This window comes from Bradyrhizobium sp. BR2003 (assembly GCF_009720285.1).
Taxonomy (GTDB): Bacteria; Pseudomonadota; Alphaproteobacteria; order Rhizobiales; family Xanthobacteraceae; genus Bradyrhizobium; species Bradyrhizobium elkanii.
This window is the reverse complement of record NZ_SMYJ01000025.1, coordinates 1-15,122: the sequence shown is the minus strand read 5'-3', so window position 1 is coordinate 15,122 and position 15,122 is coordinate 1. Positions and strand designations below refer to the sequence as shown.

Annotated in this window: 11 protein-coding genes; 7 read left to right on the top strand and 4 right to left on the bottom strand. The window is 66.2% G+C overall.

Translation table 11 applies throughout. From position 1 onward, the window contains the following. Positions 1-131: 131 nt before the first annotated feature. A complete protein-coding gene (locus E2I15_RS17670; protein ID WP_016841527.1) occupies positions 132-1,160 on the top strand; it encodes an NAD(P)/FAD-dependent oxidoreductase in 1,029 nt (342 codons plus the stop codon). A 127-nt stretch (positions 1,161-1,287) separates the two neighbouring features. Continuing rightward, positions 1,288-1,851: a DUF2147 domain-containing protein gene (locus E2I15_RS17665; protein ID WP_069277854.1), complete on the top strand. Its 564-nt coding sequence runs from the start codon at positions 1,288-1,290 to the stop codon at positions 1,849-1,851. Positions 1,852-1,920: 69 nt separating this feature from the next. On the opposite strand, the gene E2I15_RS17660 is transcribed toward E2I15_RS17665, so the two are convergent. Then, entirely contained in the window at positions 1,921-3,888 is a 1,968-nt protein-coding gene (locus E2I15_RS17660) for an SGNH/GDSL hydrolase family protein (protein ID WP_137480156.1), read from the bottom strand. Between the two features lie 103 nt (positions 3,889-3,991). Then, complete coding sequence (locus E2I15_RS17655; RefSeq protein ID WP_028337716.1) at positions 3,992-5,068, bottom strand: lysylphosphatidylglycerol synthase transmembrane domain-containing protein; 1,077 nt, start codon at positions 5,066-5,068, stop codon at positions 3,992-3,994. Positions 5,069-5,687: 619 nt separating this feature from the next. Here E2I15_RS17655 and E2I15_RS17650 point away from each other — a divergent pair. Then, positions 5,688-7,076, top strand: a complete 1,389-nt coding sequence (locus E2I15_RS17650) for an MFS transporter (RefSeq protein ID WP_246668200.1) — start codon at positions 5,688-5,690, stop codon at positions 7,074-7,076. Between the two features lie 146 nt (positions 7,077-7,222). Continuing rightward, positions 7,223-9,625, top strand: a complete 2,403-nt coding sequence (locus tag E2I15_RS17645) for an EAL domain-containing protein (protein ID WP_137480155.1) — start codon at positions 7,223-7,225, stop codon at positions 9,623-9,625. 79 nt (positions 9,626-9,704) lie between these two features. On the opposite strand, the gene E2I15_RS17640 is transcribed toward E2I15_RS17645, so the two are convergent. Beyond that, the gene (locus E2I15_RS17640) at positions 9,705-10,139 is read right to left on the bottom strand and encodes a hypothetical protein (protein ID WP_137480154.1); all 435 of its coding nucleotides are present in this window, start codon (positions 10,137-10,139) and stop codon (positions 9,705-9,707) included. Positions 10,140-10,285: 146 nt separating this feature from the next. On the opposite strand from E2I15_RS17640, the gene E2I15_RS17635 reads away from it, so the two are divergent. Further along, a complete protein-coding gene (locus E2I15_RS17635; protein ID WP_137480282.1) occupies positions 10,286-10,900 on the top strand; it encodes a hypothetical protein in 615 nt (204 codons plus the stop codon). Between the two features lie 18 nt (positions 10,901-10,918). Here the strand turns inward: E2I15_RS17635 and E2I15_RS17630 are convergent, their stop codons facing one another. Then, positions 10,919-12,262: an aminotransferase-like domain-containing protein gene (locus E2I15_RS17630; RefSeq protein ID WP_137480153.1), complete on the bottom strand. Its 1,344-nt coding sequence runs from the start codon at positions 12,260-12,262 to the stop codon at positions 10,919-10,921. A 255-nt stretch (positions 12,263-12,517) separates the two neighbouring features. On the opposite strand from E2I15_RS17630, the gene E2I15_RS17625 reads away from it, so the two are divergent. Both E2I15_RS17625 and E2I15_RS17620 read left to right on the top strand, forming a co-directional pair. Next, positions 12,518-12,679, top strand: a complete 162-nt coding sequence (locus tag E2I15_RS17625) for a DUF1127 domain-containing protein (protein ID WP_137480280.1) — start codon at positions 12,518-12,520, stop codon at positions 12,677-12,679. A 393-nt stretch (positions 12,680-13,072) separates the two neighbouring features. Beyond that, on the top strand, positions 13,073-15,122 hold a 2,050-nt coding region (locus tag E2I15_RS17620), incomplete at its 3' end, for a sensor domain-containing protein (RefSeq protein ID WP_155262453.1).

The window sequence follows — 15,122 nt, the reverse complement described above, 5'->3', positions numbered from 1 at the left end:
AGCCGAGTTGCGCAGGCTCGGCAAGGGGTTGCCGCGCCAGCCGCTGTCCCTATTATGCATGTCCCGATCGGGCCATACTTGGCTGGGCAGGCGAGAGCCGTCCAGTCGATTTCAACTGAAAAGAAGCGGATATGAGCGAAGCGATCAAAACCGATGTGCTGATTATTGGCGCGGGTCCCTGCGGACTGTTCGCCGTGTTCGAACTGGGCCTGCTCGACATGAAGGTGCATCTGGTCGACATCCTCGACAAGATCGGCGGGCAGTGCGCCGAGCTCTATCCCGAGAAGCCGATCTACGACATTCCCGGCATTCCCTTCGTCACCGGCCAGGGTCTCACCGACCAGCTGCTGGAGCAGATCAAGCCGTTCAATCCGACCTTCCATCTCAACGAGATGGTCGAGAGCATTGAGAAGATCGGCGATCCCCTGTTCCGGGTGAAGACCGATGCCGGCAAGGAGTTCGAGTGCAAGGTCGTCGTGATCTCGGCCGGTGGCGGCTCGTTCCAGCCGAAGCGCCCGCCGGTGCCGGGCATCGAGGCCTATGAAGGGACGTCGGTGTTTTATGCCGTGCGCAAGATGGAGCAGTTCCGCGACAAGAACATCCTGATCGTCGGCGGCGGCGACTCCGCGCTCGACTGGACGCTCAATCTGCATCCGATCGCCCAGCGCATCACGCTGCTGCACCGGCGTGACGATTTCCGCGCGGCGCCGCACAGCGTCGAGCAGATGCGCGCGCTCGTTGCCGACGGCAAGATGGATCTGAAGATCGGCCAGGTCACGGGGCTCGAAGGCGCCAACGGCCAGCTCTCGGGCGCCGCGCTCAAGGGCAACGACAATGCGGTCTCGACGATCGCCTGCGATACGATGCTACCGTTCTTCGGGCTCACCATGAAGCTCGGCCCGGTCGCGAACTGGGGCGTGGCGCTGGAGAACAATCTGGTGCCGGTCGACACTGCGGCGTTCGAGACCAACGTGTCCGGCATCTTCGCGATCGGCGACATCAACACCTATCCGGGCAAGCTCAAGCTCATTCTCTCCGGCTTCCACGAGGGTGCGCTGATGGCGCAGAAGGCGCACCGCTACGTGTATCCGGACAAGCGGCTGGTGTTCCAGTACACAACCTCGTCATCGAGTCTGCAGAAGAAGCTTGGGGTGAACTGATTTCACTCGAGCAGAGACCAATGCCGGCGGCACGGGCCATTTCCTGCGCGGCGCGGGTACTGGAACACTCCGTGAAATGGCCGTAGTTTGCTTGTACTCGAGTTGGTCGATTGATCAGGTGATGATGATGCGGAACACGCTATCCAGACTTCGGCTGATCCTCGCGATCGCCACGGCCTTTGCGCTAGCTGCTCCGCTTGCGGCCTCGGCGGCCGACCCGTCGGCGGCCGGCCTGTGGCAAAAGATCGAAGACGGCAAGCCCGAGGGCTGGTTCCTGGTGATCGAGCGCAATGGTCTGTTCGAAGGCATGATCGCAAAGATGTTTTCATCGCCCGGCGATCCGCCCAATCCGGTCTGCTCGAAATGCACCGACGATCGCAAGGACATGCCGTGGCTCGGCATTCCGCTCATCCGCGACATGAAGCGCAACGGGCTCGCCTATGAAGGCGGCAACGTGCTCGATCCGCGCAACGGCAAGGTCTACAAGGCCAAGATGACGTTGAGCGCCGATGGTCAGACGCTGACGATGCGCGGCTTCCTCGGCATCTCGCTGTTCGGCAAGGATGAGGTCTGGACCCGGCTGCCTGACACCGCGGTGGCCCAGCTCGATCCCGCGATCGTCGCCAAATATCTGCCGGCGCAAGCCGCTGTAGCGAAGCCGGCGCCGGTGCCCGCGACGAAGCGGCACTAACACTTCTCTCTGGCTAACGCTCCGATCTGCGCGCGCTCACGCTCCGCTCTTGCCTGGCAGCGTGAGCGTTCAGCGCTGTCCCATTGGTGCAATCGGCATCGGCAATGGCGCGACCGGCTCGGAGATCACTTCGGGCACGGCGGTGTTCAACTGCAGCACGGTAGCGGCCGCGGGGACCGCGGCATCGGCCATCGCCGCATGGCCTTCGGCGCTCGGATGCACCGCGCCGCCATACACCGCCGACAGGATGCCCCATGTCGCGTCGTGGATGTCGCTTGGCTGCATCGAGGACGGCAGGCCCTGCGGGTAGGTCATTGCCGTGAAGTAGCTGTCATTGGCGTCGCGGATCCAGCGCGCGCGCGGCAGATAGGCGCGGTATTCGCCGGCGCTGCGGCCGCATTTGAGTGGCTCGTTGGCCGCGGCGACGATGTCCGAGACGAAGCTGTCGCCATTGGCGGCGAAGCAGTCGCGGTCGAATTCCGGATCGGTCGACGCGCGTGCGCAGAAGCCATGGCTCGCAAACGCGTCCTGATGCGCATCGACGAAGGTCATGCGATCGGCCTGCGGATTGCGGCAGATGATGCCGGACTGGCACTGCGCGATCGCCTTGAGCTGCGGCAGGAACTCGTTCTGCACGAAGCTCGAGACCGACGCGAGGCGATTGGGATCCGCGTTGAAGGAGGGATGGATCTCGAAGCCGGCGCGGCCGCCGGGGCAGGGCGCCCCGCCATTGGCCAGCGCCGGATTGGCATAGGCCGTGTAGATCACGTGCGAGAGATCGCCGCCGACCAGCGGCTTCAGCGCATCGCGCAGTTTGGCAAAATCGGCCGGCAGGTCGCGCGCCAGTGCCGAACGGGCATCGTCGACGCTGGCCATCGAGCCGCCGCGGCTGAACAGCGTGCGCTCGGTCGGCGTGTCGACGATCACGTTGGCGACGAGGCCTGAGAAATAGATGTCGTTGGCACCGATCGACAGCAGCACGAGGTCGAGGGTGCGGTCCGGCTGACGGCGCTTGGCGGCGGCGAGTGCCGTGCGCAACTCCGCGATCTGGCCGTTGACGGTGCCCGAGCAGGTATTGGCTGTCTTCGTCGGCAGGCATTCCCGCGCCTGCTGCGAGCCGAGCAGGCCGTCGGAGATGGTGGCGCCGGTGCAGGCCAGCGGCAGATAGGTCACCGCGATGTGCGGATATTGCACGGCGAGCGCGAGCGCCGTGCGGGTCTGGTAGCTGTACAGCGACCGGTGACAGGCCGAGTTGAGCCACAGCGCGCTCTGGCGCTGCCAGTTGGTCAGGGTGTCCGGTGCTTCGCAGGCGCGGCCGCCCTTGTAGCCGGCGCGGCTCGGCCGGTAATATTGCGCCCCGCCGAGATAGGAGCGGAAGCAGAACCCCTCGTCGGAGAGCGCAATCGCGCGGTCGGGATTGCCCTCGCCGGACGCGATGCTGTCGCCGAGGCCCGCAATCAGCAAGTCGCGCACCTCGATCGGCGTCGTTACGCGCTGGTTGGCGTCCGAGCCGCTCGCGACGTCGACGGTCGCGACTGTGGTGCGGCCGTAGCGAACGCGTAGATTGACCGGCTCGGCGCAATCGAATGTCGAGGATTGCGGCCCGTCGCCGTCGTCGAACGACCAGGCGCAGGTCGCGCCGACCGGAACCGGTCCGGTGAGCCGCACGACGATCGGATGATCGATCGGCGTCAGATAGCTTTCCTTGACGTTGTCGCGCGTGCAGGGCTCGCTGACGCGGCCCTGCAGGTCGATGCAGAGCCGGTTCACGGTGTTGCGCGCCCAGCCGCGGCCGTCGCTTTGCAGTTCCAGCGCCTGTTCCGAGGCCAGCACGCTGCGGCCAAGCCCGCTTTCGACATGCAGGCGGAAGTCACGTTCCTCGCGGAACAGGCGGAAGCGGTTGCGGACCTCCCAGGAGATCTGCAGTTGATTGTCCTGCGCGTCCGCGGCCGATGCGAATACCGCGGCCAGCGCGCTGCCGAGCAGCACGCTGCAGACCGTCACCCGAAACGAAAATCGAACCAAAATGCCAATCATGGCGCGGTTTGACGCGAGCGGTACGGCGAAAATAAGAGAAGGGGCCGCGAGGATCGAAAATCCGGGGTCGAGCGGCCCGCACAAGGGCCGATAACCTTGTCTGTTATCGTTTCAGCTGCCTGACCCGCTGCTGCCGGCTTTCGATCGGTTGCCGCACGGTCGCCGAAGCCGTGCAGGCTTGGCTTAGTCGTTTCCGTTCTTGCCAGGGCTGCACCACGTTGAGCCAGAGCTCGCGCATGCCCATGATCGAGATCGAGATCCCGAACGGGATCAGGAAGTAGAGGATGCGGAACACGACCAGCGTCGCCAGCAATTGTTCCTTGCTGAACTCCGGCAGCGCCACCAGCATCGCGGCGTCGAACACGCCGATCGAGCCGGGGGCGTGGCTGGCGAAGCCGAGCAGCGTCGCCAGGATGAACACGACCGCCAGCGAGACGAAGTCGATATGCGGCTCGGTCGGCATCAGCAGGTACATTGCGAGCGCGCAGAAGCCGAGATCGACCACGCCGATCAGGATCTGCAGCAGCGTCAGCTTGGCCGAGGGCAGCACCACCTTCCAGCCGTTCTGGCCGAGCTCGCGGCGCTTCTCGCCGGTCAGGAGCCAGACGAAATAGGCGCCGATGCCGGCAAGGCAGCCGAGCGCGATCAGCCGGTTCATCGCCGGCGGCAGCAGGTCCATCGCCGACGCTGCCGCCGGGTGCCAGGCCATGCCGAAGCCGAGCACGAACAAATTGCCGAGCCAGAAGGTCAGGCCCGACAGAAAGCAGATCTTGGCGACGTCGATCGCGGAGAGGCCGTAGTCGGAATAGATCCGGAAGCGGATTGCGCCGCCGGTGAAGACCGTGGCGCCGATATTGTGGCCGATCGTGTAGCTGGTGAAGCTCGACAGCGCTGCGATGCGGTAAGGGACATGGATCTTGCCGATCGTGCGCAGCGCGAAGAAGTCGTAGAAGGTCAGCGTGCAGAACGCCCCGACCACGCAGAGCGCCGCGAGCGCGATCCGATGCGGCGCGATGTTGGTGAGCGCGGTGAGAATGATGCCGGTATCGACGCCCTTCAGGGTGTGAACAAGCGACGTGATCGCGAACGCGATGATCAACACACTCGCGGCGATCCCGAGCCGTTTCCAGCCGATCTTTTCCTTGAAACCACGCCCAAGCGTGGTCAGCAGCCGAAGCATTCATCCTCCCGGCGGGGCGGCAATTTCAGTGGGACCCGGTCACGGACGGCGACGGGTGACGGGCAAACGCACCGTACGCGATGACCCATAAGGCAAAACCGATGCGTTGTGCAGCCCTTGACAAGCCAAGCTTCGGCCCTCGTCCAGCGTCATTGTCATATTGGCTACATATGTTCTCGCTCTGCGGAATGTGAGTCGCAGGACAGCGACGGGGCCATTGCATGTTCCGCCGTTCCAGGCGATTTCGTCGGCTTTTTTGCCGATTTTCCCGCCGTCCCCGCGACGGTGCGGGTTCGTTGGCGCGAGGCGAATAGACGATATGCATCAGCCTGGGGACGCCTGAGCCGGCCATGGCGTTTACCAAAGTGTGAAGTCGACAGGCGCTTTGGGCGTGATCGGCCCTGCGCTCGGGGCCGGGTGAGGCGCGCGAGGGCGGTCCGTAGGTCTATTGAGGCAAAACGCCGCGCGAGCCGGCCGCCGTCGGGCAGGCCGGCCAGGCATGCGATTCCACACTTCGATTGGTGGCGAAGTGTTGCGGCGAAACGAAGGCCTATGTCTCGCATTGGTTGCCGAGAGCAAGGACAAGACCATGCAACAGACATCCCTGAACGTCCGGCACATGCCGGATGAGTGCGCAGCGTCAGATCAGCAAACGAGCGGGCTCGCGGCGACGCTGACGCTCGCCGCGATGAGTCTCGGCTATGGCGTCGTGCAACTCGACGTCACCATCGTCAACACGGCGCTCAATGCGATCGGCGCCTCGCTCGGCGGCGGCGTCGCCGAACTGCAATGGGTGGTCAGCGCCTACACGATTGCCTTTGCGGCCTTCATCCTGACCGCGGGCGCGCTCGGCGACCGGATCGGCGCCAAGCGCATCTTCATGGCCGGGTTTGCGATCTTCACCGCGGCATCGGTTGCCTGCGCGGTCGCGCCTGATGCGGCGACGCTGATCGCCGCCCGCTGCGTGCAGGGGCTGGCCGCGGCCATCCTGGTGCCGAACTCGCTGGCGCTGCTCCGCCATGCCTATGAAGACGAGAAGGCGCGGGGACGCGCGGTCGGGGTCTGGGCCGCGGGCGCGAGCCTTGCGCTGACCGCCGGCCCGTTCGTCGGCGGCGGACTGATCGCGCTGGTCGGCTGGCGCGCGATCTTTCTGGTCAACCTGCCGATCGGCCTAGCCGGCCTGTGGCTCGCCTGGCGCTTTGCCGGCGAAACCACGCGTCATCAGCAACACCGGCTCGATCTGCCGGGTCAGGTCGCGGCGATCGCCGCGCTCGGCACGCTGGCCGGCGCGCTGATCGAAGGCGGCGCGCTCGGCTGGGGCAGCCCGTTCGTGATCGCAGGCTTTGTTCTCGCCGCCGTCTTCTCCGTGCTGTTCGTCTGGCGAGAGGCGCGCGCGCCGCAGCCGATGCTGCCGCTCTCGCTGTTCCGCCACCCGATGTTTGCCCTGACCTCGCTGGTCGGCCTTCTGGTCAATGTCGCGTTCTACGGTCTGATCTTCGTGCTCAGCCTCTACTTCCAGCAGGTCAACGGGCTGTCGGCGTTCGCCACCGGCCTCGCGTTCGTGCCGATGCTCGGCGCCGTGCTGCCCGCCAACCTGATCGCGCCGCATGTCGCGGAGCGGATCGGCGCGCCGGCGACAATCGCGCTCGGCGCCGCGCTCTCGGCCGCCGGATGCCTGGCGCTGCTGTTCATCGGCCCCGGTACGCGCTATCTCGCGATCTGCCTGCAATTGCTGGCCATCAGCGGCGGCCTCGGCCTGCTGGTGCCGCCCCTGACATCGGCGCTGCTCGGCAGCGCCGGGCAGCAGCATGCCGGCATCGCGGCAGGGGTGTTGAACGCGACCCGGCAGACCGGCAGCGTGCTCGGTGTCGCGCTGTTCGGCTCGATGGTCAGCCGGTCCGCGGCCTTCATCGCCGGCCTGCATGCGGCCCTCGTCATCTCCGCCGGCGTGCTGCTGGCGGCCGCTGCGCTGATCTGGATCGGGGCATGGTCACGGGCTCGGCGTTGAGACGAACTGCGGCGAGGGATCTCCGCTCGCCCTGACCCGATCGCCTGCATTCAAGGCTTCTTCACCATGCGTGGAACCTTGCTGCAGTGCGGTTACCGTTCGTACACGAATGCGTCTGTTCTTATAGGTCCATAAAGGGGGCCTATATGTATCGCGTTCTGACCTGTCTCACTTTGGAACATGACTGGCGGCTGGTCGTCCTTGGCGGGGTGATCTGCCTGCTCGCCAGCGCCGTCGCGATCAGCCTGTTTCACCGCGCCCGCGCCGCACAGGGGCGTGCCCGCGAGATCTGGATCGGCCTCGATGCGGCGGTCGGCGGTTGCGGTATCTGGGCCACCCATTTCGTCGCCATGCTGGCGTACGATCCCGGCATCGAGGCCGGGTACAACGTTCCCATCACGCTGCTGTCGCTGGTGCTCGCGGTTGCGATCCTGGCCGTCGGATTGGCCGTCGCCACGCTCGACGAACGCTGGCGGACGGTTGCGGCCGGCGGCGCGATCGTCGGCGCCGGTGTCGCGGCGATGCATTACACCGGCATGCTCGGGCTGGAGCTGCCCGCGCGTATCGTCTGGTCGCCCGGCATCGTCGCCGCGTCGATCGCGTTCGGAAGCCTGTTCGGCGCGCTCGCGCTGGTCGTTGCCACGCGTGGCGAACGTTTCGGCACCACCGCCGCCGCGACCGGTCTTCTGACGGTCGCGATCGTCTCGCATCATTTCACCGCGATGGGCGCGGTGACGCTCGTCCCGGATCCGACGATCGTTTCCGGCGGACTTACGGTCTCGCCGCGCGTGCTCTCATTCATGACCGCCGTTGCGGCCTTCGCGATCCTCGGCCTCTCGCTGATCGCCTCGATCCTCGACCGTCGCGCCAAGACCGAGCTTCACAAGCAGAAGGTGGTGCTCGATACCGCGCTCGAGAACATGTCGCAGGGGCTGTGCATGTTCGATGCCGACGGCCGCATCATGCTGTTCAACGAGCGCTACAGCGAGATGATGGGGCGCAGTCGCGTGCCGCTGCAGGGACGCCTGCTGATCGACGTGCTGCAGGATCTCCATTCCATCGGCGAGTGGGACGGCGATCCCGAGGAGTTCTGCAACGCGCTCGTCGCCGAGGCAAAGGCCGGCCACAGCGCGACGCGGATCGTCAGCCGCAACGAGCGCGCGATCCGCGTCGTCGACCAGCCGATGAAGGGCGGCGGCTGGGTCGCGACCTTCGAAGACATCACCGAATGGCAGCAGGCGCAGGAACAGATTTCGCACATGGCGCGGCATGACGCGCTGACCAATCTGCCGAACCGGACGCTGTTCCGCGAGCAGCTCGAGAAGGCCTCGAGACTGGCCAAGCGCTCCGACCAGCTGGCCGTGCTCTGTCTCGATCTCGATCATTTCAAGGAAATCAACGACACGCTCGGACATCCGATCGGCGATGCGCTGCTGCGCGAAGTCGCGCGCCGGCTGGGCGAATGCGTGACCGAGCACGATACCGTGGCGCGGCTGGGCGGCGACGAATTCGCCATCGTGCAGTTCTGCAGCAATTGCGAGCCGTCCGTCGTGTCGTCGCTGGCAAGTCTCGTGGTCGAGCGGATCGCCGCGCCCTACGAGATCGGCGGCCATCAGCTCGTGATCGGCGTCAGCATCGGCATCTCGCTCGCGCCCGAGGACGGCAAGGATCCCGACGAATTGCTGCAAAAGGCCGATCTTGCGCTGTACCGCGCCAAGGCCGACGGCCGCGGCACCTATCGCTTCTTCGAGACCGGGATGGATGCGCGTGCGCAGGCGCGCCGCCTGCTCGAGCGCGACCTGCGGCTCGCGCTCGAGCATGACGAGTTCGAGGTCTACTATCAGCCGATCCGCGATGTCGAGGGCGATCGAGTGGTCGCCTTCGAGGCGCTGGCTCGCTGGAATCACGCGCAGCGCGGGCTGATCGCGCCGAACAATTTCATTCCTGTCGCCGAGGAAACCGGGCTGATCGTTCCGCTCGGCGAGATCGTGTTGCGCAAGGCCTGCGCGGATGCCGCGGGCTGGCCCGAGGCCGTCGCGGTTGCCGTCAATCTCTCGCCGGTGCAGTTCAAGAACCCGAACCTGGTGTCGTCGGTGAAGGCGGCGCTGCAAGCATCCGGCCTGTCGGCGGACCGGCTCGAGCTCGAGATCACCGAATCGGTGCTGCTGCAGAACAGCGAGGCGACGCTCGCGGTGCTGCATGAGCTGCGCGGCTTCGGCGTCCGCATCTCGCTGGACGATTTCGGCACCGGCTATTCCTCGCTGAGCTATCTGCGCAGCTTCCCGTTCGACAAGATCAAGATCGACCGCTCCTTCGTCACCGACCTTGCGACACGCGAGGACTCGATGGCGATCGTGCGCGCGGTCACCGGCCTCGGCAAGAGCCTCGGCATCGTCACGACCGCCGAAGGGGTCGAGACCGATACCCAGTTCGACCTGCTGCGTCAGGAGGGCTGCACGCAGGCGCAGGGCTATCTGTTCAGCCCGCCGCGGCCGGCAGCCGACGTCGCCAAGATGTTGCGCAGGGCGCCGGAACGGTCGGTCGCCTGAGTTGGAAGGCCGGGAAGCTGGATTCTGGTTTGGACGCGTTTTCTTCACGCGAACCGCGTCCGCTTCGCTCGAAAACGCTCTAGCTCTTGCGCAGGGCAAAATAGGCGCCGCAGAACGCCATCACTGCGCCGAGGCACAGGGCGGCGAGGCCTGCGAGCACGGCGGAAATGGTTGAGACCGAGCTCGGCGCCGACGCGGCCTGGCCTGCGCCGGCCAGCATCAGCACGCCGACGACGATCAGGAAGTTGCGCATCCGATGCGGGATCTGGCCGGCCACCGCGCTGTGCATCAGATTGGCGGTGAAGTAGCCGCCCGAAAATCCGACGGTCGCGATCAGCCACCACGCAATCGCGGCGCCCGCCGGCATGAACTCGTGGCTATCGGAGCGCCACAGGCCGCCGAGATCGAGCCCGTAGCGCGCGCCGAGCATGTGCACGGCAAGCGCCAGCAGCACGCCGGATATCATCGCGCCGCCGAGGATGAGATAACGCGGAAAATAGGTCGTCTCGGGCATGGCTCGCTTGTAGGATAGGCGCGACAGGTAGCGCAAGCCAGAGCATGATCCGGAAAAGTGGAAACCGGTTTTCCGAAGAGATCATGCTCAAACAGAGAGTCTTGCGCGTACGTTTGAACGGGTGGAACGGCGAATTGCCAACAACGTTGCAGGACCGGTCGGAGGCAGGTGAGGGCACGGCGGTGCGCTACGCCTACAACGCCTCCTTGATCGGCTCGGCGCACCAGTTCGAGCTGACCGAGGAGGGGCTGTCGTGGCGGATCGCCGGCCGGACCGGCGTGTGGGACTATGCCGATATCTCCGCGGTGAAACTGTCCTATCGCCCGGTCTCGATGCAGCAGCAGCGGTTTCGCGCCGACATCGACAACGCCAAAGGCGGGCGGATCGCGATTCTCTCGACCACCTGGCAGACCGCGACGCTGGTGGCGCCGCAGGGGCATCTCTACCGCGACTTCATCGTCGAACTGCATCGCCGGATGCAGGCGGCGGGCAGCAACGCCAGGCTGGTCGGAGGCCTCGGGCCGAAGACGTACACCGCCGCGCTGGCGCTGCTGGCCTGCCTTGCGGTGGCAATGATCGGATTGCTGCTGATGGCGCTGCTGACGGCGAACTGGATGGGGGCGCTGTTCCTGGTCGGCTTTGCCGCGCTGTTCACCTGGCAGGTCGGCGGCTTCGTCACGCGCAACCGGCCGCGGCGCTACAGCTTCGATCAATTGCCCGATGCGCTGCTGCCGAAGGCGGTTCGCAATCAAGCCCGATGACGTGCGATGGCCTCGCACTCACTCGGTCGAGTCAAAATCCTCTTCGGTCGCGCTCAGCATGCCTGCGAGAGTCCGCAGGCCGAGGTCGAGCTGCTCCATCGGCGGCGCGGCCAGCGCGAGCCGCACCGCATTGGGCGCATGCCCCGGCGTGGCGGCGAAGGTCGTCGACGGCGTCAGCGCGATGTCGCGCCGCGCCGCGGCCGCGACCAGGGTCTGCGAGCGCCAATGCGGCGGCAAGGTCAGCCAGAGATGATACGACTTCGGGTTGGTCTGGATTTCGAAATCGGCCAGATGCTTCGCCGCCAGAAGCTGGCGGCGACCGGCATCGATCCGCTTCAGCCGTGACAATTCGGCGGCGGTGCCGTCGGCCATCAGCCGCTGCCCCGCGGCGAAGGCGTAGCCCGACGCGGTCCAGCCGCCCGAGCGCACCGCGGCCATGATGCTCTCGCGCAGCCGCGGCGGCGACACGATGAAGCCGAGCGCGAGGCCCGGCGCCACCTTCTTCGACAGGCTGTCGAGCATGATGCAGCTGTCGGGTGCCAGCGCGGCGAGCGGCGCCTCATCGTCGAGGAATCCGTAGACGCCGTCCTCGATGACGACGAGGCCGAGCTTCTCCACCACGCGCAACAGCTCGGCGCGGCGCTCGGGCGGCATGGTGATGCTGAGCGGGTTCTGGATCGTCGGCTGGACGTAGATCGCAGACAGATGCGCCTCGCGATGCGCCTTCTGCACCGCATCCGGTCGCACGCCGTGCTCGTCCATCGCGAGCGGCACCAGCGAGATGCCGAGCCGCGCGGCAATGCCCTTGACGAACGGGTAGGTCAGCGCCTCGACGCCGCAGCGTCCGCCGGCCGGCACGACGGCGGCGAGCGCGGCGGCGATGCATTGCCGGCCATTGGCGGTGAACAGGATCTGGTCCGGATTTGGCGTCCAGGTCTTGCGCGCCAGAAATTCCGAGGAGATGGTTCGGGCCGCCCGCGTGCCGAAACTGGTTGCCGGCCGCAGCGCGCCCTCGAGCACCTCGGGCCGCTCCAGCCCTTCGAGGCTCTTGGCAATCATCGTCGCCTGGTGCGGCAGCAGCGGGTAGTTGAACTCGAGGTCGATGCGGGCGCCGCGCGGCTCGGTCGGGGCCGCGATGCCGCGGCGTGCCTCGCCGGAGACGAAGGTGCCGCGGCCGACTTCACCGACCACCAGTCCGCGCCGCAACAGCTCGGTATAGACCCGGCTCGCCGTCGAGACGGCGATGTTGCGGTCATAGGCGAAATGACGCTGCGGCGGCAGCCGGTCGCCCGCCTTCAGCGCGCCGCTCGCGATCTCGGCGGCGACCGCATCCGCCAGCTTCAGATATTCGAACCTCGACATTATTGCACCGAGAGCAATATTTTACTTGCTCCGACCAATGTACCGGATCATTTAAGAGGGAACAAGCCCATGATTGCACCGAGGAGCGCGCAAGCAATCCGAGGTTCCGACGGCGCAGGCGCTGAAACAGCATTTGTGTCAACGGCGTAGCTTTGTCTATGGGCAGCGAAGGAGACGACAATGTCAGCGATATCCTCAGCCGCCGCAGGGCCCGCGCGGCCCAGTATGTTGGGCGGATTGCTCCGATTGCTCCGAGTGTGGGGTGATGCACTCGCGACCTATTGGGTGCGCCGCGAGGCGATCAAGACGCTGCGCCAGCTCGATGACCGGGCGTTGCGCGATATCGGACTCTCGCGCTGCCAGATCGAGACCGCCGTTACCGGCGACTTCGACCTCGAGCTGCTGCGGATCCGTTAAGATGCCGTGCGGCGGCAAAGCATGGTCCGGAAACGTGCGAAGCGGTTTTCCCTCGCGACAAACGCGGGACGCGTTTGCGGAGATCATGCTCAAACAAAGAGCTAAAGCGCGATGACGATTCAACCCAATCACATCGCGCTTTAGGGCCGGGCGCCGACTGCCGGTTGCAGAATTCACCGAAACTACACCAAAGAAGCGGAAGAACCTCGTCTCGTCACCGCCGTTGCTCCAAGGTTGTGAGGCCATATGCTAGCCTGTTAGCTGCGTACGCTCGCGTTGAGTTGGGGACCGATGGCCGCTCGCAAATTGTCGCAAGGGCAGGTCCCGACCCGGGAAGCGCGTCGCCGCTGGCATGAGGAGCGATCGCTGCGCTGTGCGATCAGGTTGGCCCGCATGGGCTACTGGGAGTCGCAGAGCGCCGCCGCGACCGATCTCTGGATATCGCCTGAGCTCGCCGCATTCTACGAATTCGAGACCGCCGACGGCTACATCCCCATCGCCACGGTGCGCGAGCGCTATTTGCCTGAGAGCCGGAAGCTTTTGGAGGCGCATTACGCGGCCTGCTGGACGGAGGGGCGGCCCTATGCGGTGCGCACGAGACTCCGCAGTACCGATGGCAGCCTGCTCGACTGTGTGGTGCACGGCGAGCCGGAATTCGACGCGCATGGTCAGGTTCGACGCGTGTCCGGCATCGTCCGCGACGTCACGGAGGAGACCTCCGCACTGCGGCGCCTGGCGGAGAGCGAGCAACGGCTGGCCGATTTTGTCTCTACCGCCTCGGACTGGTGCTGGGAGAGCGACGCCGAGCATCGGCTGCTGCCCTATCCCAAATCGCTTGCCGGCAATGCGGCGTTCCAGACGGTGGCCGCCGGCAGGAAGGCGCGCTGGGAACTGACTTATGCGCCCGAGGATGGGGAGGCGATGGCGCGGCACCGCGCCGATATGGAGGCCCACCGCCCTTTTCGCGACTTCACCTATACGCTGATCGGCAAGGACGGCTCGCGCGTCAGTATCTGCACCAGCGGCAAGCCCATCTTCGCCGATGACGGCAGCTTTCTCGGCTACCGCGGCACGTCCAGCGACATCACCCAGCTCAGGGCGGCCAAGGCGCTGCTCGACCAGCGCACGCGGGCGCTGGAGGAGGCCCACCGCCTCGGCAAGATCGGCACCTGGAGCCACCGGCTGGACAGCGGCCGCACGATCTGGGCGCCCGAGCTCTACCAGCTGCTCGGCTTGCCCGACACGTTCGAGCCGACCGATGAGAACATGCAACCCTATTTCCTGGACGGCGACGCCGACCGCTTCCGGGAGGTGCAGAAACGCGTGCTGCGCACCCGCCGGACCGAGGCCACCGACCTGCGCATCCTGCACGCGGACGGCATGCCCCGCGATCTGGCTGTGATCTGCAAGGCGGAGGTTGCCCACGACAAGGTCATCGGCATCATCGGTACCGTGCAGGACGTCACCGAGCGCAAGGAAGCCGAGCGCCAGCTCGAGCAGCTCGCCTACAGCGATCCGTTGACCGGCCTTGCCAATCGCGCGCTGTTCACGCGCCAGCTCGCCGCCCTGACCGAAGGCTGCTCCCAGGGAGGCCGGACTGGTGCGCTGCTGCTCATCGACCTCGATCGCTTCAAGGAGGTCAATGATTCCCTCGGCCATGCCGCCGGTGACGAATTGCTGATCAAGGTGGCGGCTGCGTTGCGGCAGGACCTGGGGCCGCGCGCCTTCATCGCCCGGCTCGGCGGCGACGAATTCGCCGTGCTGGCGGACGGATGCGACACGTCCGACGCCGCGCTGACCGGGCTTGCCGATCGGCTCATCGGCAAACTGTCCGGCCCCGTCGATCTCGCCGAAGGCGAGGCCTCGGTCGGCGCCACCATCGGCATCGCCCGCCTGCCGGAGCATGGCGCGACGGCGGAGGCCGCTGTGCGCAACGCAGACCTCGCGCTCTACATGGCCAAGGAGGCCGGGCGAGGGTTGGCGCAGCTGTTCGAGCCGGTCTATGCGCAGGCGGTCGATGAGAGGCTCGATCTCGGCCGCCATCTGCGCCACGCCGTGGAGGCCGGCGCCCTCGAGGCCCATTACCAGCCGCAGGTGGATCTGAAGACCGGCCGCGTCACCGGTTTCGAGGCGCTGCTGCGCTGGAGCCATCCCGAACGCGGGCCGATCTCGCCGGCGGAGTTCATCCCCATCGCCGAAAGCTCCGGCCTGATCGTCGACCTCGGCCTCTGGGTGCTGCGCGAGGCCTGCCGGCAGGGCCGCGCCTGGCTGGATGCCGGGCTGCCGCCGCGCTCCATCTCGGTCAATGTCTCGCCGGCGCAGATCTGGAGCGTGGATTTCGAGACCGCGGTCTCGGCCATCCTGGCAGAGACCGGCTTCCCGGCGGAGCTGCTCTGCCTGGAGCTGACCGAAAGCCTGTTCGTGGATCATACCGAGCAACGGA